This window comes from Uliginosibacterium silvisoli (genome assembly GCF_036017035.1).
Classification (GTDB): Bacteria; Pseudomonadota; Gammaproteobacteria; order Burkholderiales; family Rhodocyclaceae; genus Viridibacterium; species Viridibacterium silvisoli.
The window spans coordinates 1,623,532-1,645,408 of record NZ_JAYXHS010000001.1 but is presented as its reverse complement, the minus strand read 5'-3'; the positions used below and the strand labels follow the sequence as shown (position 1 = coordinate 1,645,408).

General features: G+C 63.0%; 16 protein-coding genes. 5 read left to right on the top strand and 11 right to left on the bottom strand.

Going from position 1 to position 21,877, the window contains the following annotated elements; genetic code table 11:
• Positions 1–120 precede the first annotated feature (120 nt).
• The 3 genes from VVD49_RS07470 to VVD49_RS07460 all read left to right on the top strand — a co-directional run bounded on the left by VVD49_RS07470 (position 121) and on the right by VVD49_RS07460 (position 3,401).
• Positions 121–612, top strand: a complete 492-nt coding sequence (locus VVD49_RS07470) for a hypothetical protein (protein ID WP_327598510.1) — start codon at positions 121–123, stop codon at positions 610–612.
• A gap of 63 nt (positions 613–675) precedes the next feature.
• Entirely contained in the window at positions 676–2,214 is a 1,539-nt protein-coding gene (locus VVD49_RS07465; RefSeq protein WP_327598509.1) for a high affinity choline transporter 1, read from the top strand.
• Positions 2,215–2,345: 131 nt separating this feature from the next.
• On the top strand, positions 2,346–3,401 hold the full coding sequence (locus VVD49_RS07460) for a VanZ family protein (protein WP_327598508.1): 1,056 nt from the start codon (positions 2,346–2,348) through the stop codon (positions 3,399–3,401).
• Here VVD49_RS07460 and VVD49_RS07455 read toward each other — a convergent pair.
• The 7 genes from VVD49_RS07455 to VVD49_RS07425 all read right to left on the bottom strand — a co-directional run bounded on the left by VVD49_RS07455 (position 3,398) and on the right by VVD49_RS07425 (position 7,681).
• Positions 3,398–3,727, bottom strand: a complete 330-nt coding sequence (locus tag VVD49_RS07455; protein ID WP_327598507.1) for a hypothetical protein — start codon at positions 3,725–3,727, stop codon at positions 3,398–3,400. The genes VVD49_RS07460 and VVD49_RS07455 overlap by 4 nt on opposite strands.
• Before the next feature lie 21 nt (positions 3,728–3,748).
• Positions 3,749–4,372, bottom strand: a complete 624-nt coding sequence (locus tag VVD49_RS07450) for a Maf family protein (protein ID WP_327598506.1) — start codon at positions 4,370–4,372, stop codon at positions 3,749–3,751.
• A 36-nt stretch (positions 4,373–4,408) separates the two neighbouring features.
• Entirely contained in the window at positions 4,409–4,879 is a 471-nt protein-coding gene (rlmH, locus tag VVD49_RS07445; RefSeq protein WP_327598505.1) for a 23S rRNA (pseudouridine(1915)-N(3))-methyltransferase RlmH, read from the bottom strand.
• A gap of 16 nt (positions 4,880–4,895) precedes the next feature.
• Entirely contained in the window at positions 4,896–5,294 is a 399-nt protein-coding gene (rsfS, locus tag VVD49_RS07440; RefSeq protein ID WP_327598504.1) for a ribosome silencing factor, read from the bottom strand.
• Between the two features lie 65 nt (positions 5,295–5,359).
• Positions 5,360–6,046 carry a nicotinate-nucleotide adenylyltransferase gene (gene nadD / locus VVD49_RS07435; RefSeq protein ID WP_327598503.1) on the bottom strand — a complete coding sequence of 229 codons (687 nt, stop codon included), beginning with the start codon at positions 6,044–6,046 and terminating at the stop codon, positions 5,360–5,362.
• A complete protein-coding gene (locus tag VVD49_RS07430; RefSeq protein WP_327598502.1) occupies positions 6,036–6,881 on the bottom strand; it encodes a BPSS1780 family membrane protein in 846 nt (281 codons plus the stop codon). Before VVD49_RS07430 ends, nadD begins: the two co-directional genes overlap by 11 nt.
• Before the next feature lie 2 nt (positions 6,882–6,883).
• Positions 6,884–7,681 carry a BPSS1780 family membrane protein gene (locus tag VVD49_RS07425; RefSeq protein WP_327598501.1) on the bottom strand — a complete coding sequence of 266 codons (798 nt, stop codon included), beginning with the start codon at positions 7,679–7,681 and terminating at the stop codon, positions 6,884–6,886.
• 336 nt (positions 7,682–8,017) lie between these two features.
• Between VVD49_RS07425 and VVD49_RS07420 the strand changes: the two genes are divergently transcribed.
• Complete coding sequence (locus VVD49_RS07420; protein WP_327598500.1) at positions 8,018–10,066, top strand: TonB-dependent receptor plug domain-containing protein; 2,049 nt, start codon at positions 8,018–8,020, stop codon at positions 10,064–10,066.
• Positions 10,067–10,281: 215 nt separating this feature from the next.
• Positions 10,282–12,333 (top strand): TonB-dependent receptor plug domain-containing protein, encoded by a 2,052-nt coding sequence (locus VVD49_RS07415; RefSeq protein ID WP_327598499.1) that lies wholly within the window; start codon positions 10,282–10,284, stop codon positions 12,331–12,333.
• Here VVD49_RS07415 and ydiK read toward each other — a convergent pair.
• The 4 genes from ydiK to earP form a co-directional block, all read right to left on the bottom strand.
• Positions 12,306–13,388 carry an AI-2E family transporter YdiK gene (gene ydiK, locus VVD49_RS07410; RefSeq protein WP_327598498.1) on the bottom strand — a complete coding sequence of 361 codons (1,083 nt, stop codon included), beginning with the start codon at positions 13,386–13,388 and terminating at the stop codon, positions 12,306–12,308. The two genes, VVD49_RS07415 and ydiK, sit on opposite strands and share 28 nt — an antisense overlap.
• Before the next feature lie 443 nt (positions 13,389–13,831).
• Positions 13,832–19,573: an excinuclease ABC subunit UvrA gene (locus VVD49_RS07405; protein WP_327598497.1), complete on the bottom strand. Its 5,742-nt coding sequence runs from the start codon at positions 19,571–19,573 to the stop codon at positions 13,832–13,834.
• A 458-nt stretch (positions 19,574–20,031) separates the two neighbouring features.
• The gene (efp, locus tag VVD49_RS07400; protein WP_327598496.1) at positions 20,032–20,589 is read right to left on the bottom strand and encodes an elongation factor P; all 558 of its coding nucleotides are present in this window, start codon (positions 20,587–20,589) and stop codon (positions 20,032–20,034) included.
• Between the two features lie 56 nt (positions 20,590–20,645).
• A complete protein-coding gene (earP, locus tag VVD49_RS07395; RefSeq protein WP_327598495.1) occupies positions 20,646–21,803 on the bottom strand; it encodes an elongation factor P maturation arginine rhamnosyltransferase EarP in 1,158 nt (385 codons plus the stop codon).
• Positions 21,804–21,877: the final 74 nt, after the last annotated feature.

Below are 21,877 nucleotides of genomic sequence, written 5' to 3'. Positions count from 1 at the left end.
CCACACCCGCCGCGTGCGGGTGTTTTCTTTTCCGGCACGGTGCCGATTTCTCGTCCTGCACGACATCGGGGATACTGTTTCTCCCAGCGGCACCCGCCGCAGCATGCAAGACAACAGGCCATGAACGAATTCAAGGACTGGATGGAGCTGGCGAGCTTCATCATCACGATCGTCGCACTGCCCTTTGCCATCGCGGTCTTCATCTTCGAGCAGCGCCGCGAGCGCGCCAATGAGGAAGAGGAGATCTATCTCAAGCTCTCCGACGACTACTCGCGCTTCATGGAGCTGGTGTTGCAGAACTCCGATCTGAAGCTGCGCTCGAGCGTCGCCACCGACCTCACCGAGGAACAGCTGGACCGGCGCCTCGCCCTCTACTCCATCCTCGTCAGCCTGTTCGAGCGCGCCTATCTGCTGGTCTACGAGGACGATATGGATCGCAAGCAGTTGCGCATGTGGCGCTCGTGGGAAGACTTCATGCGCGAGTGGTGCGAGCGCGCCGATTTCCGCGCCGCCCTGCCCGGCCTGCTGCACGGCGAAGACCCCGATTTCGTCAACGAAATGCAGAAGCTGGCAGCCGAAGCCGCGCAACAGGCCGGCACAAAGCCCGCATGAGGCGCTTGGCAGCCATAGGTATAATCCGCCGATAATAATTCCAGCACTTTTCGGGGTCGTTCAATGCTGCTCACCTTCGTCATCATTTACTGGTTGGTCTCGATCGGCATCGGCCTCTATGCCGCGCTGCGCGTCAAGACCACCACGGACTACGCCGTCGCCGGCCGCTCGCTGCCGTTCTACGTCGTCACCGCGACAGTGTTCGCGACCTGGTTCGGTTCCGAGACAGTACTGGGCATCCCCGCCACCTTCCTCAAGGACGGTCTCGGCGGCGTCGTCGCAGATCCTTTCGGCTCATCGCTGTGTCTGATTTTCGTTGGCTTGTTTTTCGCGAAGCCACTCTATCGCCTCAACTTGCTGACCATTGGTGACTACTACCGTCTGCGGTTCGGCCGCACGGTCGAGCTGGTCACCACAGTTGCCATCGTCATTTCCTATCTCGGCTGGGTCGCGGCGCAGATCAAGGCGCTGGGGCTCGTATTCTTCGTGCTGTCCGATGGTGGCGTATCGCAGGAAACCGGGATGATGCTGGGCGCCGGTTCGGTGCTGATCTACACCCTGTTCGGCGGCATGTGGGCCGTCGCGATTACCGACTTCCTGCAGATGATCGTCATCGTCATCGGCCTGCTCTACATCGGCTGGGATGTAAGTGGCAGCGCAGGCGGTGTCGGCGCCGTCCTTGCGCATGCCGAGGCCGCTGGCAAGTTCAAGTTCTGGCCAGGGCTCAATCTCAACGAAATCGTGCTCTTTGCCGGCACTGCCGTGACGATGATGCTGGGCTCCATCCCGCAGCAGGACGTGTTCCAGCGCGTGCAGTCGTCGAAGAACGAATTCACGGCCGTGTGGGCCTCGGTTCTGGGCGGTTCGCTGTACTTCTGCTTCGCCTTCATCCCGATGTTCCTCGCCTACTGCGCGACCCTCATCGCGCCCGAACTGGTCGCCCGGTACATCGATACGGACTCGCAACTGATCCTGCCGCAGCTCGTGTTGCAGAAGGTGCCTCTGATCGCGCAGATCATGTTCTTCGGCGCCTTGCTCTCGGCCATCAAGAGCTGCGCGTCGGCGACGCTGCTTGCACCGTCAGTGACTTTCTCGGAAAACCTGCTGCGCCCCATTCTCAAGGCCTGGAAACCGGGCATGACAGACAAGCAATTCCTGCGCTGCATGCAAGGCGTCGTGCTGGTCTTCACCTGCGTGGTCACCTATATCGCGATGAACTCGAAACTGTCGATCTACGGCCTGGTCGAGAACGCCTACAAGGTCACGCTGGTGGCGGCCTTCGTGCCGCTGGTGATGGGCGTCTACTGGAAGCGCGCGACCACGCAAGGCGCCATCACATCGATGTTGCTGGGGCTCACGACCTGGCTCTCGCTGGAGGCCACAGCACCCGCATGGACCGAGGTCTGGCTGCCGCATTTCGTCGGCTTCCTCGTCTCGCTCACGAGCTTCATCCTGTTTTCGCTGCTGCCGCAAGTCATGCGCACGCCACCGATTCCGCAGCCGCCAAGCGGCCAGACGCCCCATCACGTCGGTGATCGCCCGCTTGCTCACGTCAGCCCCGCAGCTGGTGGGCCGGCCGCTGGCCATAGCGGCGGCGTATGAGCGTAGCGGGTCTGCCGACACATACTCGATTGCGCTCGCGACGTCCGGGGTGCGAATCAAGGCTCAGCGGCTTTGACAGGGACGCCCCCTGTCAAAGCGCCATGATGCCGGGCCACACCCGGTAGGCGCGCATGCAGCACGACCGTCGGCTACCTCGTTATCTGGCCCTGGCCTATGCGCTGCTGACGGCCTATGCGTGCCTGCACCCCTTCTCCGGCTGGCGCGACACGGGCATCAGCCCGTTCGCTTTTCTCGTCGCGCCACTGCCGCGCTACAACACTTTCGCCGACCTGTGGCTCAATGCGCTGGGCTTCGTACCACTGGGCTTCATGCTGGCAGCCTCGTTCTGGCATGGCAGCGACAAACGCATCGTGCTCATGTCGACCATCCTGCTCTGCGCCTTGCTCAGCGGCTCGCTGGAGTTCGTGCAGAACTACCTGCCGACACGCGTGGCCTCGAACGTGGACCTCGCCACCAACACGTTTGGCGGCCTGCTTGGAGGGCTCGCAGGTCTGTATTGGGGCAACCTCTTCGACTACAGCGGCGCGCTGGCCAGCTGGCGCCGGCGCCGCATCCTGCCCGGCCACATCGGCGAAGTCGGCATGGTGCTCATTGCACTGTGGTGGCTGACCCAGCTGGAACCGACCAGCACCTTGTTCGGTACCGGCGACATGCGACCGCTGTTCGACCTGCCGGCCGCCATCATGTTTTCGGCGCGACGTTTCGTCGTCATCGAAACCCTCATCGTGTCACTGAACGTGATTGCCCTCGGCCTGCTGTTGCGGCGCTGCATGCAGGAACCGAGTGGTGTCGTGGTGATGTTGGTGCTGCTTGGCGGCCTGGCCGTACGCTCCCTGGCCGACTACATCTTCATCGTGCCGCCCGCGCCCTGGCAATGGGCGACGCCGGGGGCCTTGCGTGGCTTGCTGGTCGGCGTTACGGCACTCATCGTGGCCTGGCGGCTACCCGGCTGGCTGCAGCACAGCCTCGCCTGCCTCGCCATCCTGCTATGCACGGTGCTGGTCAACATCGCCCCGGAAAATCCCTTCGAGCTGGCCTCGATGCGGCTCATTCACGAAAGCCACTTCCTCAACTTCCACGGCCTGACTCGGCTGGCCGATTTCCTGTGGCCCTTCCTGGCGCTGATCTACCTGTCGGCGAATGCGGCGCTGGTGTCGCGGCGTTAACTCCAGAAGCGTCTGAAATAGAAATGCTCGGATAAAAACGGCAAGAAGTGGAGCACCACCCCAAAGCAGGCGATACCAAACACGACCAGTATCACTGCACTCAGCGCATTGCAAAGCAGTCGGGATCGAATTTGCCGCCCCAGCCAGTTGATCGGCAAGGAGACAAACCACAAGCCAATGCCGGCAACGAATCCCGAAACAAGCAGCATCGCCCCACCCGTGGCCGTTCTCGGGGTGAGATTGAATATGCCCATCGCCGCAATGGGTACTGCGATGGCAAAACCCAGGAATGCAACAGTATTGCTCTTCAGCTCATGTGTATCCATGTTCGCTGCGGGCAGGCCCTGTCATGACTCCTGGCTGAACTCGCGCAGCAATTCGGCCGTCTCGAACAGCGGCAAACCCATGATGCCGGAGTACGAACCGTGGATCTCCGAAATGAAGGCGGCGGCGCGGCCCTGGATGCCGTAGGCGCCAGCCTTGCCGAATGGCTCGCCACTCTCGACGTAGGCCGCAATGTCCTGATCAGAGAGCTCGCGCATGCGCACGGTGCTGATCGACAGGCGCTGCTTGAGCACATCATCGTTGGCCAAGGCCACCGCGGTCAGAACGCGATGCTCACGGCCAGATAGTTTTCGCAGTATCTGAACGGCATGCTCGGCGTTGTCCGGCTTGCCGATGATTTCACCGTCGACCTCCAGCGTGGTATCTGCCGACAACACGGCCTGGCGGCGCAGCTTGCGCCACACGATGCGGCGCATTGCGCCCTCGGCCTTGGCGGCAGCGACGCGGGTGACGTACTCGACGGCGGATTCATTGCCGATGATGGCTTCGGAAATATCGTCGTCTTCACGTGGCGGCACGCGGAAGAACAAGGTATCGAAGTCGATACCGATCTGGTGCAGGAGTTCGCGGCGGCGTGGGCTTGTGGATGCCAGATAGATACGCGGCAGTGAGGTGTCGGATGCCATGTTCGGTCGGAAATTCGTGCGACCGGGGCAGCCGCCTCAGTCGCGGTGATAAGGATGGTTGTTCAGCAGGCTCCACGCACGGTAGAGCGCTTCTGCGAGCATGACACGCACCATGGCATGCGGCAAGGTCAGGCTGGAGAGACGCATGCTCTCATGGGCGCCCTGCTTCAAGGCCGGCGCAAGTCCGTCAGGACCGCCGATGACGAAGGCCACGTCGTCGCCACCGTCCTGCCACTTCTGCAGACGCTCGGAAAGCTTGCGCGAGGTCATGTCTTCGCCGCGCTCGTCGAGCACCACGAGACGTGTGCGTGGCGGGATGGCCTGGCGCAAGCGCGTGGCTTCGAGTTCCATCATTGCGGCAGGGGTCTTGCCAGTGGTGCGCGGCTCGGCGCGCACCTCGATCAGCTCGAGCGAGCAATCACGCGGAAATCGTTTGGCATATTCCTCGAAGCCGGCCTCAACCCAGCCGGGCATTTTCGTGCCGACTGCGGCGACGTACAGCTTCAAATCCGCCGAGCCTGTTTCAGGCTGCGCGCGAAGCGCGAGCATCTGCCGAGTGATCGGCTTCGTGCTCGGCCATCAACTTGCGACGTGCTGCCGGCGTCGCAATCCACAGCTCTTCGAGGTTGTAGTAGCTGCGTACTGCGGGCTGCATGATGTGGATGACGACATCGCCCGCATCGACCAGCACCCATTCACCGGTCTGCTCGCCTTCGATGCTGATGATTTCACCGCCTGCTTCCTTGACCTTCTCCGCGACGTGACGCGCGAGGGCGCGTGTCTGCCGGTTGGAATCACCACTGGCGATCACGACACGATCAAAAAGAGAGGTGAGCTTGGTGACGTTGATGACTTCGATGTCCTTGGCCTTGATGTCTTCAAGGGCGTCGACAACGATTTTCTGCAGCTTGCGAATATCCATGCGGAGGTCTGTTTTCCTGAATTTAGGGGAGGTGAGCGGGGCCCGCCGGGAGGGCGGCTACGCCTTCAAATGTAAAGCCTTTGCGCTTCAATATAGTCGAGAACGCCGTCTGGCACCAAGAAGCGCGGGCTCCTGCCGGCCGCCAGAACGGCGCGGATGGCCGTCGCGGAAATCTCCAGCGGGGTCATCTCGAAATGGCTGATACGCCCGGCTGGCGTGGCTGAGAGCGCATCTGGCGAGGGCGCCTGGCGGGCAGCGAACTCCTCCTCCAGGGCCGCCCGGCCAGCATCGCTTTTTGCAGCGCCTGACGTGAAATCCATCACATGGCCGGGGCGCGTCGCCACGGCGATATGCGCCAGATCGAACAGTTCACGCCAGCGATGCCAGCCCGGCAGGCCGAGAAAAGCGTCGACGCCCAGCAGCAACACCAAGGGGCGCTCCTGGCCGAACAGCCCGCGCAGACGTTCCAGCGTCGGCACGGTGTAGCTCGGCGCATCGCTGAGGACCTCGGCTTCGTCGAGCTCGAATTGCGCGCTGCCCGCCAGCGCCAGACGCGCCATGGCCAACCGGTCTGCCGAGGTCGCGCCGGGGCGAGCTCGGTGCGGCGGCTGGCCGGCCGGGATGAAACGCACGGCGCCCAGCGCGCACGCGTCGAGCGCTTCCTGCGCGAGGCGCAGGTGGGCGATGTGGATGGGATCGAAGGTGCCGCCGAAAATCCCCAGCGGCCTGTCCGGAGACATCTCAGGCGTCATGCTCGTTGGCGCGCGGAGCCTGCTGCAAGGGGCCGAAGATATCGGTCAGACTGAGGTAATTGCTGGCAAGACAGGCCGGCATGAGGACACCGAACAGCACCATGACGGCCACCGCCTGGCCCACGCCGCCAAACAGCATGATGATGCTCAACGGAACCGACAGCCCCGCCAGCGACAAGCCGAAAACGAGAAAGGCCGCCTTGTTGCGCCAGCAGGCAATGACGCTGAAGAACAGCGACTTGACTGGGGGCACGTCGGCGAAAGCGGTCAGGGCTGGCGCGATCCACATGACGATGCTCAGCACCGAAATGCCCAGCAGGTTGAACAGCAGGGCCAGCATGGCATTGAATGGCAAGGCAACTGGTGCGATCGCCGCCTGTGGCAACGATGCCCCCGCCGCAGCGTTGGCCATGGTGGCGCTGGCGGCTTCGCTGCTCGCTGCAATCTGCTGCAGCGACTCGCCCGCAACGAGGGTCATCAAGCCCTTGCCCAGCATGAGGCCGACAAAGGTCACCACTCCCAGGATCAGCAAGCCGTTCACACGCGCATTGCCGTTCCGCTGGAAGATGGCGACGAACCCACTCGTCAACACCTTGGGATTGACCCGCCGTTCGAGACTCACGGCATGGCAGACGTGCAGCAGGAAAATGTCGAGAAACGGACCGATCAGGCAGATCAGCAGCGAACCGATCCACGGCACGCTTCCAACCAGCCCGGACAACAGGAAGCTCAGCATGGCAGCCAGGCCGACGATGGCCGGGTTGCGCTGCCACAGCTTCAGACCGCCGACGAACCAGAACCAGCCGCGCGCAGCGGGCAAACGCTTGGCCTGCATGCTCATACCTCGTGCACGGCGTCGCCGTACATGTCGAGACAGGCCTGGCGCAAGGCACCAACGCTCACCGGAATGAAGATCAGCACGCCCAGTCCGGCAGGCATCAGGGATACGGCAAACAGCACGTACATCAGCAAGCCAAACAACAGGGTCGCCCCCAGATTGCGCAGGCTGGCCTTCAGCGACAGGCCCAGTGCCTCCAGTGGCGGCAAGGCGCGATAAGTGACGAGGGCTGGCGCGTTCACCAGGGCCAGGATCATCAACAGGTAGATGAACACCGACACGCCCAGCCCGGTCACCAGCACCGAGATGAAGGCCGTCGCCGCGCTCAACAGGCTGCTCAGCGCACTCCCCAGCACGGCACCCAGCACGCCGGCCAACAAGCCGCCGACGAGGGCCAGCTGTACCACCAGCAGCATCAGCACGAGCGGAATGCTGAACAGCACGCCCACCAGCGCAAGGCTGCCGCCATGGACGCGGAAACCATCAAACAGGTGCAGGAAGCGCACGGTTTCGCCCCGTGACTGGCGTTCCGCCGCAGACAGCATGCCTCCGGTGAGCAACACGAACAGCACCGGCCCCGCCATCGGCCCGATGATGGGCAGCGGCACAAGTACGGTGGAGACCAGCGCCATGATGATGAAAACCGCCAGCGCCATGAGCGCCCACTGCACAGGCTGGCCAATGAAGAGACTCCAGCCACTGCCCAGCCAGCTGAAAGCCTGCGAGGCCGACAGCTTGCGAATGACGGGTTTGCGCGCCGAACGAGGCACGGCGGGCACTGACGAGGTTTGCAACATGAGGAAACGATCCGGAAGGTCCGACGGGCGGGGAAGCGCAGGTCAGCAATGCTATCGAATGCAGGGCAGCAGTTCAAACCCGACGCGCCGATTTGCCCGTAAAACGGCTTGAAATGTGTGCTCGCGGCCAAAAAGACCACAAGAAGAAGACAAAATCACGACAAAGCGTGCGTCGATTGCCGTCGATGACGCTTGCGCGGTCACGGCAAGCCGCCTGAGCGGTTAATATGCCCACAGCGTTGCACTTCATGCATTGTCGATTCCCGGGGCAGCTTCTTTGATCATCTGTTTGTCCGTGCGCACGCCAATACCTACAACTCCTGACGCCGCTGCACGATGGCCGCTTTGCTGATCCTGCGGACACTCACACCCAGACTCCCGCCACGCCTCGCATTGCTGGGCGGCCTGCTGCTGGCCGCAAACCAGGCCATGGCAAGCGCCGAGAAACCCTATCTCGCCGATCTGCCCGTCGTGCTCAGCGCCTCACGCATGCCGCAACCCCTTGACGAAGCGCCGGGCGCCATCACCGTCATCAGCGGCGATTTCATCCGCTCGACCGGTTACCGCGATCTGGCGCGCGTCTTCCGTCTGGTGCCCGGCATGCAGGTCGGCCAGGAGCGGGGCAACAACTACTGGGTGACCTATCACGGCTTGGGCGGCACCTTTCCGTCCGAACTGCAGGTGCTCATCGACGGTCGTTCGATCTACACGCCCAGCGTCTTCGGCGGCGTGGACTGGGGCGCCCTGCCCCTGAACATCGACGAGATCGATCGCATCGAAGTCGTTCGCGGTCCGAATGCGGTGACCTATGGCGCCAATGCATTCATGGGCGCCATCAACATCATCACGCGGCACACCTTGCAGGAGCCGATCAACCTCGTACGCGCCAGCGTCGGTGACCACGGCATCGCCGACGTGGACGCGATGGCCCACGCCAAGCTCGGGCCTGCCAGCCTGCGCATCTCGGCCGTCAGCCACAACGACGAGGGCTTCGACAATCTCAACGATTCGCGCCGCGTCGATACGCTGGCGGCACGCGCGGACTGGCGCCTGTCGAATGCCGACGAGCTGACGATGCGCCTGAGCCAGAGCTCCGTCCGCAAGGGTGAGGGCTACGCGCTAAGCTTGTTCGACAATAATCCCGAGCGTAAATCCTCGAGCAGTACGCAGACCGCTCACCTGAACTGGACGCACGCGGCGAGCGCCAACGAAGAGATCCTGTTCCACTACTACCACAACCGCGAACACCTCACGGACGGCTGGACGACCTACCTGCCCCCCGGTTATGGCTATCCGGTCTCGCACCCGCCACTCAACCGCGACCGGCGCAGTGTGCGCAACGACATCGAGGGGCAGTACCGCGTCACCACGGAACGGCGCCAGTTCGTCTGGGGCGGAGAATTGCGTCGCGACGAGATCGACTCGCCTTTCCTGTACAGCGCGGGCAACCCGCCGCCCGAGAATCTGGCACGCGGATTCGCCAGCCTCGACGAGCATCTGGCACGCAACTGGCAACTCAATCTTGGCGTCTCCGTGGAGCACTACAGCAATGAGCCCACCCACGTCGCGCCACGCATTTTCCTCAATACACAGCTCAGCCCCAAGCACAGCTTTCGCGGCGGCTTTTCACGCGCCTGGCAGCAGCCGCTGACTTTCCAGAAATACGGTGACGTGCGCGCCTATGACCCGACGACGGGCGTTCTGCTGGTGTATCCCAATCAACCAAACCCTGACCTGAAGCAGGCGCGTATCGACAGCACGGAGCTGGGTTACCTGGGACGTTTCACGACCTGGCAAAGCAGTCTCGATGTGCGCCTCTTCAACGAGCGCATCACCAATTACACGATGATGGTGCAAGCACCATCGACTGCGGTGCTGACTCCCTACATCGGCTCATCGCAATACGTGAATCTGCAGCACCCCGTCACCCTGCGCGGCGTCGAATACCAGTTCAAGGCCAAACCCACGGCGGCGAGCGACATCCTGTTCAGCCACACCCTCATCGATCGCCCCTCGCAGGACGGCATCAACTACCGTATCGCGCCCTATACAGCCAGCCTGAGCTGGCAACAGGCGTGGACCAGCGCCTGGACGAGCAGGCTGACGCTCGTGCGCATGGGGCCCTTGTCGGGGAGCGATGGCTTCGTGCCGATGACGCAGTACCGCGCCAAGCCCTACACCACGGCTGACGCGCGCATTGCCTGGCATACGCCGCTGGGGAAGGAAATGAAGCTGGAAATCGCGCTGAATGCCATCAACATCGGCGAGCGCCATCAGGAAATGCCGGACCGGTCCGAGCAGACCTACCTGGCCACCTTCGGCGACAACACGCCGGCGAACTACGCCTCGCGGATGATCTACCTGACCGGCTCGCTGCAGTTCTGAGGCGTCGCCCCGAATCGTCAGCAGGGCTGCGCGCTGCACGGCAGCAAATGACCTGACGCAATCTGCCGTGACTACGCAGTCGCAGCGGGCTGCCAGAGCGGTTAATATGCCGGCTGCGTGCCGTACGGCGCAAAGATTGTTCCCGGGGCCTGTTTTTTGACTTTCCGTCTGTCCGTGCGAACGCCCATAACCACAACACAAACCGACGTTGCACGATGCCCGCGTTACTGATCCAGCGGGCACCTGTTTCCAGACTCCCGCCACGCCTCGCGTTGCTGGGCGGCCTGCTGCTGGCCGCAAGCCAGGCCATGGCCAGTGCCGAGAGCACCTATCTTGCCGACATGCCCGTCGTGCTGAGTGCTTCGCGCATGCCGCAACCGCTCAACGAAGCGCCGGGCGCCGTCACCGTCATCAGCGGCGACTTCATCCGCTCGACCGGCTACCGCGACCTGGCGCGCGTCTTCCGCCTGGTGCCCGGCATGCAGATCGGCCAGGAGCGCGGCAACAACCACTGGGTCACCTATCACGGCTTGGGCAGCACCTTCCCCTCGGAATTGCAGGTGCTCGTCGATGGCCGCTCCATCTATTCGCCGAGCTCCTTTGGTGGCGTGGACTGGAGCGCCTTGCCTGTCAGCATCGACGAAATCGACCGCGTCGAAGTGGTCCGCGGTCCCAATGCCGTGAGCTATGGTGCGAACGCCTTCATGGGCGTGATCAACATCATCACGCGCCACTCCCTGCAAGAGCCCATCAATCTGGCGCGGCTCACGGGCGGTAACGCGGATATCCACGACCTGGATCTGATGACGCATGCTGCTGCCGGCGCGCTCAGCACGCGCATTAATGTCAGCTCGCACAATGACGATGGCTTTGCCAATCTCAACGATGCGCGTCGCGTCGACCTGCTATCGACGCGCACCGACTGGCGCCTTGGCAATGCCGACGAATTGACCCTGCGCCTGAGTCTGAGCTCGGGCAGCAAGGGCGAGGGCTATCCGAAATCGCTGTTCGCCAGCAATGCCGAGCGCAAGTCCACGAGCGACGCGCAGGCCCTGCACCTGACCTGGACGCACGCTCCCAGCGCCGGCGAAGAAACCCTGCTGCACTACTATCACAATCGCGAAAACGTCACGGACGGCTGGACCGCCATCATCCCGTCGCCTTTTCCATACGGGCCGACCACGTCCGATCTCGAACGCAACCGGCGCGCCACGCGCGACCATCTGGAATTCCAGCGCCGCAGCTCCAATGAGCAGCGACAGACCGTGTGGGGTGCCGAGGTGCGTCGCGACAGCGTCGAAGCGCCTTACGTGTTCAGCGGCGGCAAGCTGCCGCCAGCCGACATGTATCGCGCTTTCGCCAATCTGGACGAACACCTGTCGCGCAACTGGCAACTCAATCTGGGTGCCTCGTTGGAACACTTCAGCGACCAGCCCACCCATTTCGCGCCGCGGCTCTTCATCAACACCCAGCTCGACGCGCAACAAACCCTGCGCGCAGGCGTGTCGCGCGCCTGGCAGCAGCGCCCGACTTTCGAGGAGAACGTCGACGTCCGCGTCATCGATCCGAAGACGGGCGCCCTGCTGGTCCATGCCTACCAGCCCAATCCGGATCTCAGGCAGTCGCGTATCGACAGCGCAGAGCTGGGCTACCTCGGCCGCTTCAAGACACTGGACAGCAGCCTCGACGTGCGCCTGTTCAACGAGCGCGTGAAGGACTATGTCGTTCGCGTAGCACAGACTTCGAATGCGGCGCTGACCCCCTGGATCGGCTCATCGCAATACGTGAATCTGTCCTACCCGATCACCTTGCGCGGCATCGAATACCAGTTCAAGTTCAAGCCCGTCGACAGCAGCCAGATCCTGTTCAGCCACACCCTCATCGACCGTCACTCGGGCAATGAGAACATAGACGCCCGCATTGCGCCCTATACGGCCAGCCTGAGCTGGCAACAGCAATGGGGTCATGGCTGGTCGAGCACGCTCACCGGCATCCGCATGGGCTCGCTATCGGGCGGCGACGGCTTCGTGCCGGTGTCCTCCTACACGGCGAAGCCCTATACGAGCTTCGACGCGCGCGTTGCCTGGCTCACCACGCTGGGTGCAGGCAAGAAACTCGAGCTGGCGCTCAATGCGATCAACCTTGGCGAACGCCACCAGGAAATTCCTGATCGCGCCGAGCAACGCTATCTGTCCGCGCTCGGCAACGACACGCCGGCCAACTACGTGTCGCGCATGATTTACCTGACAGCCTCTCTGGCGTTCTGAGGCACATCGCGCTCGATCCAGGCATTCACCAGCACGGAGGTCACGAGCAGCAGGACCGGCCCGACAAACAAGCCGAACAAGCCGAAGCCGACCAGACCGCCAATACTGCCCGCAAACACCATCAGGAACGGCATATCGGCACCGCGCTGGATCAGCAATGGGCGCAGCACATTGTCGAGTGTCAGCCCAAAAACGGTGAATACGAGCAGCACCACGCCTTGCCAGGTATGGCCCTGCAGGAAGAGCCAGATCACCGCCGGGATGAGAATCGGCCCCGGGCCAAGCTGAGCCAGGCACAACATCAGCATCAGGGAAGTGAGCACGGCGGCGAACGGTACGCCCGCAATGGCCAGACCGATGCCACCGATGACGGATTGCACCATCGCCGTCACCACGATACCCAGCGCAACCGCACGCACCGTTTCACCGGCCAGCGTCACCAGCATGTCGATGTGCGCGCCCCCCAGGCGCATGGCGAGCCGCCGCATGAACGCAGCAACCTTCTCGCCATTGAGAAAGAGCAGCGCAGCCACGATGATGGTAATGGTGAAGTGCAGCAGGGCCGAACCCAGCGTGCCCGCGCGCGCAATCAACCAGGCGGCAATCTCGCGACCATGTGCCGTGATGCTGCCCATCAGCGAGCCGGGGCCTGAGGCCAGCAGGCGCGGCCATTCCGTGGCCACCTTGGGCCCGACGACAGGCAAGCCAACCACCCAGTCAGGCGGTGTCGCCAGAAAACCCTCGCGCGCCGAGCTCACCCAGGCGATGAGCGCATCCGCGTTGTCGATCAGGGTCAGCAAGGACAGTACGATAGGCAGGAAGACCACCAGGGTCAGAATGACGATCACGATCGCCACCGCCAGCCCGCGCCTGCCCCCCACCTTGGCCTGCACACCCGACATCAGGGGCCAGCTGGCAACGACGATCAATGAAGCCCACAGCATGCCCTGGATGAACGGGCGTAGCACCCAGTAGCAGCCGAACAGCAGCAAGGCGATCAACAGCACGGCAAGCAGGGTGCGGATCAGTTCGGGAATATGCGATGAGCTATTCATGGCGGGACCTGTCGAGGCTGTCGGTGCCTGATTGTAGCGTCATGAACGTTGCCGCGATGTGTTGGCGATGACGGAAGCAAAGTGGCTTCGTGCGGCGACTTACCCGAGCCCAGGCTCAGCGGCTCCCTCCCCTTTGGGGGAGGGTGCCCCGCGAGGGGCGAGAGAGGGGGAATCTCGCACTGCATGACAAACTCTTTGCCCCCCTTTCGCCTCTCCCGGCCTTACGGCCACCCTCCCCCAGCTTTACGAATAGCGCAGCCACTGGAAGCTCCCCTCGCCCGCCTGCGAGGCGAAGCGAGGGTTTCGGATTGCATGCAATCCGCTCGCGTAGCCGGTCGGGAATACAATCCCGACCGTGGGGCGCGGAGCGGGGGTTGGGGGAGAGGGCATCGAAGAGGGGACTGCTACGGGCGCGCCTGACTCATTACTACGCGCCCAACAACCTAGATCCGCCGCGCCAGAAAGTCCCTCAACGCCTTCGCCGTATGCGTATCCGCCTTGAGCAGCTTCGCAGGCGAACCCTCGAACACCACCGTGCCGCCTTCCGCGCCACCTTCCGGCCCCATGTCGATGATCCAGTCAGCCTCGGCCATGACATCCAGATCGTGCTCGATGACCAGCACCGTGTTGTTCGCCTCGACGAGTCGATGCAGTACGTGGATCAGCTTCGCCACGTCGGCCATGTGCAGACCGACCGTGGGCTCGTCGAGCACGTAGAGCGTGTGCGGATTCTTGGCGCGCGGGTTGCGCACGGCGCCGTCGAGCTTCACCTTCGACAATTCAGTGACCAGCTTGATGCGCTGCGCCTCGCCGCCCGACAGCGTCGGCGATGGCTGACCAATCGTGAGGTAGCCAAGGCCGACGTCCTGCAACAGCTTGAGCGGATGCGACACGGACGGATGCGCGGCGAAGAAGTCGACGGCCTCATCGATCTCCATTTGCAGCACGTCGGCAATCGTCTTGCCGCGCCATGTTGCCGACAGCGTGTCGGCATTGAAGCGCTTGCCTCCGCAGACATCGCACAGCACCTTCACATCGGGCAGGAAGTTCATCGCCACCGTCTGCTGGCCGGCGCCCTCGCATGCCGGGCAACGTCCCTCGCCCGTGTTGAACGAGAAGCGCGCCGCCGTCCAGCCGCGCAGCTTCGACACTTCCGTATCGGCGAACAGCTTGCGGATGGCATCCCAGAAACCGACGTAGGTCGCCGGGCAGGAACGCGGCGTCTTGCCGATCGGCGTCTGGTCGACTTCGAGTACACGACCGACGGGCTCGTAGCCGGTCAGCGATGCATACGGCGGTTTGCCCGCTGCGCGTCGCGGTGGCAAGGGCGCAGCGTTCTTGCGCGCGGCTTTCTTCGCGTCTTCCTCTTCGCCAATCAGGCGCTTGAGCGATGCGTGCAATACATCGCGCGCCAGCGTCGACTTGCCCGAGCCGGACACGCCCGTCACCACGCTCAGACGACTCAGCGGCACACGTGCCGCAGCATTGCGCAGGTTGTGGAGATTGGCACCGACCAGTTCGATGGCTTCGTCTTGCTTCGCCACTTCGTTGCGCTTGTGCAGCGGATGCTGCATCGGCACGCGCAGGCACTGGCCCGTCACCGAGTCCGCTGAAGCAATGAGTTCGGCAGCCGTGCCTTGCGCAATGAGGCGACCGCCACGTGTACCGGCGCCCGGCCCGAGGTCGAGCACTTCATCGGCGCGGCGGATCGTCTCTTCGTCATGTTCGACGACCACCACCGTGTTGCCCTTCTCGCGCAAGGCATCGAGCATATCCAGCAGCACGCCGTTGTCGCGCGGATGCAAGCCGATCGAAGGTTCGTCGAGCACGTAGCAGACGCCACGCAGATTGCTGCCGAGCTGTGCGGCGAGACGAATGCGCTGCGCTTCGCCACCCGACAGGGTTGGCGCCGCGCGATCCAGCGCGAGATAGCCAAGCCCGACGTCGCGCAGGAAAGCGAGACGATGCGTCAGCTCGCTGATGATGTCGCGACCGATCTCCGCTTCGCGGCCCTTGAGTTTCAGTTGCGCCGCCCACTGCGCGAGTTCGCCGACAGACTCCTCGCTGTACTGCGCGATGGATTTGTTGTGATAGCGCACGGCCAGCGCCACGGGGTTGAGACGTTGCCCGTCACACGCTGAACACGCGACCTCTTCGCCACTGTCGTCGAGACCGGCGAACTCCATCTCGGCCACGTCCGTTTCCTCGTCCTTCATCCAGGCCGGAATCTGCACGCCAGTACCGCAGCAGGTCTCGCACCAACCGTGCTTGGAGTTGTACGAGAACAGGCGTGGATCGAGTTCGGGGAAGCTGGTGCCGCAGGACGGGCAGGCGCGCAGCGTGGAGAACACGACACCGGCCTGTTCTTCGGGCGTGATCACGCGCACGATGCCTTTGCCGAAACCCAATGCCGCAGCGAGCTTCTCGCGCAGTTCGGCTTCGTTGTCAGCCTCGATCTGCACATCGGCAACGGGCAGTTCGATGTTGTGTTCCTTGAAGCGATCCAGACGCGGCCATGGCGACACCGGCAGGAATTCACCATCGACACGCAGATGCGTGTAGCCCTTGTTCTTCGCCCACTTGGCGAGGTCTGTGTACAGGCCTTTGCGATTGACCACCAGCGGCGCGAGCAGGCCGATGCGCTGGCCGCGATAGTCACGCAGCATGCGCGCGGCAATTGCTTCCATGCTTTGCGGTTCGATGGCGCAGTCGCAAGTCGGGCAATGCTGCGTGCCGAGCTTGACGAACAGCAGTCGCAGGAAGTGATGCACTTCGGTGAGCGTGCCGACCGTGCTCTTGCGGCCGCCACGGCTGGTCCGCTGCTCAATTGCAACCGTCGGTGGAATGCCATGAATCGCATCCACGTCGGGCTTCGACGCCGGCTGTACGAACTGGCGCGCGTAAGCGTTGAGCGATTCGAGATAGCGACGCTGACCTTCGGCGAAGAGGATGTCGAACGCGAGCGTCGACTTGCCCGAGCCGGACACGCCGGTCACGACGGTGAACTGGTTGTGCTTGATCTGCAGCGAGACGTTCTTCAGGTTGTGCTCGCGTGCATGCACGATGTCGATGGAGTCCTGCACACGACGGTAACGCGCGGGCGCTTCGGCAACACGCAGGGCTGCTGCCGCATCGCGCTTCTGCGCGGCCTCGACACCACCATCCATTTCACCAGCGTAGGCGGCGAGCGCCACGCCGGTGTGCGAACGCTTGCAGGCGATCACGTCTTCGACCGTGCCTTCGACGAGAATCTCGCCGCCCGCATCGCCACCTTCGGGACCGAGATCGATCAGCCAGTCAGCGGCGCGCATGACATCCAGATTGTGTTCAACGACGAGCACGGTGTTGCCTGCATCGACGAGCGCACGCAGCGCGCGCAGCAGCTTTTCGATGTCACCGAAGTGCAGGCCGGTCGTGGGCTCGTCGAAGAGGAACAGACTTCCTCGTGTGGCAGCTTTCTTCTTCGCGGCGCTCTTGGCCGAATAGTCCGCAAGATGGCCAGCAAGTTTCAATCGCTGCGCTTCACCCCCTGACAGAGTCGGCACCGGTTGTCCCAAGGTCAGGTAATCGAGACCGACGTCGACCAGCGGCTGTACCGCACGCACAACCTCCTTGTCGTCGCCGAAGAAAGTCAGCGCGTCGATGGCCGTGAGTTCCAGCACTTCGGCAATGCTCTTGTCCTTCAACTTGAGTTCGAGCACTTCCGGGCGATAGCGTGTGCCATCGCAATCCGGGCAGCGCAGATACACGTCGGAGAGAAACTGCATCTCGACGTGTTCGAAACCATTGCCGCCGCAAGTCGGGCAGCGACCGTCGCCGGAGTTGAACGAGAAGGTGCCAGCGGTGTAACCGCGTTGCTCCGCTTCGGGCAGCGCGGCGAAGCGCTTGCGGATGACGTCGAAAGCGCCGACGTAACTCGCCGGATTCGAGCGCGTGGTCTTGCCGATGGCGCTCTGGTCGACCATGACGATGGACTCGATGAGGTTGTCGCCGATCAGCTTCGTGAACGCGCCCGGCGTTTCAGCTGCCTCGCCCTTGGCTTTCTTCAGTGCGAGATAGAGCACGTCCTGGATCAGCGTGGACTTGCCTGAACCCGACACACCGGTGACGCAGAGCAGTCGTCCAAGCGGCAGTGACAGGTCGACGTTCTTGAGATTGTTCGCCGTCGCGCCGAGCAGCTTGAGGCGTGGCGTTTTCGCGTCGACGCTCTGGCGCACGAGACCTGCATCAACCTTGCGATGGCCGCCAAGGAACTGCGCGGTGAGCGTGTCCTGACGCCCACGCAATTCGTCCGGCGTACCGTTGAAGACGATGTTGCCGCCCGCAGCGCCCGGACCGGGGCCAATGTCGATGATGCGATCGGCATTGAGCATGACCGCCGGATCGTGTTCGACGACGATCAGCGAGTTGCCCGCATCGCGCAGATTGCGCATGACGCCGTTGATGCGGTCGATGTCGCGCGGGTGCAAGCCGATGGAGGGCTCGTCGAGCACGAATAGGGTGTTGACCAGCGAGGTGCCGAGCGCAGTGGTGAGGTTGATGCGCTGCACTTCACCGCCGGACAGCGTCCGGCTCTGGCGATCCAGCGTGAGATAGCCAAGGCCAACTTCGCACAGATAGCTGATGCGACTGCGGATTTCTGTCATCACCAGATCGGCGGCTTCGCCCGCAGTACCGGGCATCGACAGCGTGGCGAAGAAATCACGTGCGCGGTCGATGGGCAGGCGCATCGCGTCGTGGATCGACAGGCCGGGGAGGTTTTGCAGAGTAGCTTCAGGCAGCCAGGCGCCGTGGGGGCGGAAGCGTTTGCGCGCAATCTGCTCCCCTCTCCCGCTTGCGGGAGAGGGGCTGGGGGAGAGGGCGCCGTTGCCACCAGCCCTCTCCCGGTCCTGCGGACCACCCTCTCCCGCAAGCGGGAGAGGGAACATCGTCAGCGCCGCGTCCGCTTGCTCCTTGGAGCCAACCCGCCACAACAACGAATCCGTCTTCAGCCGTGCGCCCTCGCACGTCGGGCAATCCGTGTACGCCCGATAGCGCGACAGCAAGACGCGGATATGCATCTTGTATGCCTTGGTTTCGAGCCAGTCGAAGAAGCGGCGCACGCCGTACCAGTATTTCGGCCAGGAACGTTGCCAGCTCTTGAACTCGGGCTCGCCCTCCATGACCCACACGCGATGCTCTTCTGGCAGATCGCGCCAGGCGATGTCGGTGGCGACGCCGCGCAGCTTCGCCATCTTCATCAGGTCGTCCTGACATTCCTTGTAGCTCTCGGTCTGCCAGGGTTTGACGGCCCCGCCCGCGAGGCTCTTCGATTCGTCCGGCACGATGAGGCCGAAGTCGATGCCGATGACGCGGCCGAAACCGCGGCAGGCTTCGCAGGCGCCGACGGCGGAGTTGAAGGAAAAGTGCGAGGACGTGGGTTCGGCGTAGTGGATGTCGCAATGCGCGCAGTGCAGATCGGCGGAGAAGCGCCAGATCTCATCGGCCTTCTCGGTGACTTCGCCGCCGAGATGCACTTCGACGAGGCCGTTGCCGAGGCGCAACGCGGTTGCGAGCGCTTCGCTGACGCGGCCTGTGTCGGTATTTCCGAAACGGAAGCGGTCCACCGTGACCAGCATGCGCTTGTCCTGCTGCGTCACGCGCGTGAAGCCTTGGCGATCAAGGTGGCCACGCATTTCGTCGGCCGTAAAGTTCTCGGGGATAGGCAACGCAGCGACGATAGCGAGCCGCGGGTCGTCATGCTTCGGGCAGCGCTCGCCCAGTTCGTGCAGGATGGTCTCCGGCGTTTCGCGCACGACCTTCGCGCCGCAGCCCTTGCAGTACAGCGTCGAGGCGCGTGCGTAGAGCAGCTTGAGGTAGTCGGCCAGCTCGGTCATGGTGCCGACGGTGCTGCGTGAGGTGCGCACCTGGTTGCTCTGGTCGATGGCAATCGCTGGCGGCACGCCTTCGATGCGATCCACCTGCGGCTTGTCCATGCGGTCGAGGAACTGGCGCGCGTACGGCGAGAAGGTCTCGACGTAGCGCCGCTGGCCTTCCGCATACAGCGTGTCGAACACCAGCGAACTCTTGCCCGAGCCGGACGGGCCGGTGACCACCACCAGCTCGCCGGTGGGGATGTCGATGTCAATGTTCTTGAGGTTGTTCTGGCGTGCGCCGCGAATGCGGATGTACGGGTGCTGGCTCATGGAGAGGAAATGCCTTGAAGGAGTGACGAGTTTCAACCGGGGCGACGTAAAGCGATGCTCAAGGACGCTGAGCAGCAATTGCCGGCCCCGCGATTATCGAATGAATCGGAGAGCGATGCGGGCGGCAACATGCGGTCTGCTGACATGGGTACGAGCCGCATGAGCGCTACGGCAAGCCGGACGCAAGCTGCGGGCAAGGTGGCACTTTTGCCCTGATCTTCGATGCGGAGAACGACCAGCCCTGTCAGTTGAATGTCAGCAGACTCTCTCAACTGGGGTCAGATCGAGACAAGAAAAGAGGCCAGAGCTCTTTTCTTGTCACACCTTGCGCGCGAGATGAAATGAGACTCAATACTTGAGCCCCTTGGCGTGATGCTGGTTCCTGGCCATGCCCCAACGACCGTCATTCCCAATAAAAAAAGGCCCCGCAGGGCCTTTTTTGCAAAACATTCCAGCGCTTACTTCACGCGGCTGCGGTACTCGTTGGTCGCCGTGTCGATTTCGATCTTGTCGCCAATTTCAACGAAGGCTGGCACTGGCAGCTCGAAACCGGTGGCCAGACGTGCTGGCTTCATGACCTTGCCGGAGGTGTCGCCCTTGACGGCTGGCTCGGTGTAGATCACTTCGCGCACGACGTACTTCGGCATTTCGACCGAGATGGCCTTCTCGTTGTAGAACACGACCTCACAGGCCAGACCGTCTTCCAGATACTTGAGCGCGTCAGCCATGTAGTCGGCTTCGATCTCGTACTGGTTGTATTCGGCATCCATGAAGACGTACATCGGATCGGCGAAGTAGGAGTAGGTCACTTCCTTGCGATCGAGCATGACGACTTCGAACTTGTCATCGGCCTTGTAGACGAATTCGCTACCTGCTTCGGTCAGCAGGTTCTTGAACTTCATCTTGACCTGGGCGGCGTTACGACCACCCTTGCTGTATTCGGCGCGCTGGACGACGAGTGCGTCGGAGCCGACCATAACTACGTTACCAACGCGGAGTTCTTGTGCTGTTTTCATGATTACTGGACACCTGTTGAAGGCGCCCAAGCGCCTGTCTGAGATTGCAAAGCCCGTTATTCTACCAAGTCTTTACAGAAAATCAGCAACTTGGACGACAGATCGCCGAATTTCGTGATGCTGCCGGCCCAGCTTGCAGCGTGGTCTTTGAGGGGCGTCAATTCGGCCTGCAAAGCCGGCCAGCAACGCGCCGTCGTGGCGCCGTCCTGCGCCTCCCAGGCTTGCCAGAAATTGCGTAGCGCATCTCGTGGGGCGGCGGCGAGGGCCGCTTCGTAGCGCAGCAGGAACGCATCGAGCTTGATCAGGTGAGCCGCTTCCTCCTGCTGATAGATGTGCCAGACGAAGGGCCGCTGTGCCCATTGCGCACGCACGAAGGAGTCCTCGCCACGCACGAAATTGAGATCACAGGCCCACAGCAGGCGGTCGTAATCGGGCTGGCTGAGGAAAGGCAATACGACCAGCTGCAGGCTGCCACGCGTGACGACACAGCCCGGCTGCAGATCCGCCACGCCACTCCAGCCCGCAATGGCCGGCAAGGAGCGCCCCGCAGGCACGGCGCAATAGAGCTGCCCCTCCCCCGCCGCCCAGGCATCCAGCAAGGCTGGTAAGGCGGCGTTTTCATAGGCGAACAGGCTTACGCGTAAAGCCTGCGGCTGTGGCGCCGGCACCCCGCAAGCGCGCCAGAAGCCGCGCTGCGCCTCGTTGTCGGCCTGGAATGCCTGACGCGCCGCATCCAGCCCGGCCTCCTTGAGTAGGCCGCCGGTCACCGGCGTGAAGCCGGGGAAGTAAAAATGCTTGAGCAGGCCCAGTTGCGGATGCTTCGACGGCAAGCCATGACTGCGGTCCACCCAGTCTTCGGCGCTGAGGTATTCGAGATTGATCCACACAGGTGGCCTTGGGCGCGCCGCCATGCGTGCAACGAAACTGTCCGGCGGATTACAGGCAAAGGCCTCGATGACCACCTCGGCCGGCTCCGCCGCAGCGCCGGCCTGCCAGTCGCCGATGGTCACGCCTTCGACCACGCATCCTGGCCCGCTCTGACACAAGGCAGGCAGCAACGCGGCCAGCACATCAGGTCTATCCAGCCACAGGCGCACCACGCAAGCATGTTCTGCGGCAAGCTGACGCGCGAGGCGCCAGCAAACGCCGGCGTCGCCGAAATTGTCGATGACGGCACAGAAGATATCGATACGCAGCGCAGCCGGACCCGTCACACACACCTCGAAAATAGCCTCATTGGCGCGACAGCCGGAATGCCGCCCACGCCGGCCCGCAGTGTAACTGTCGT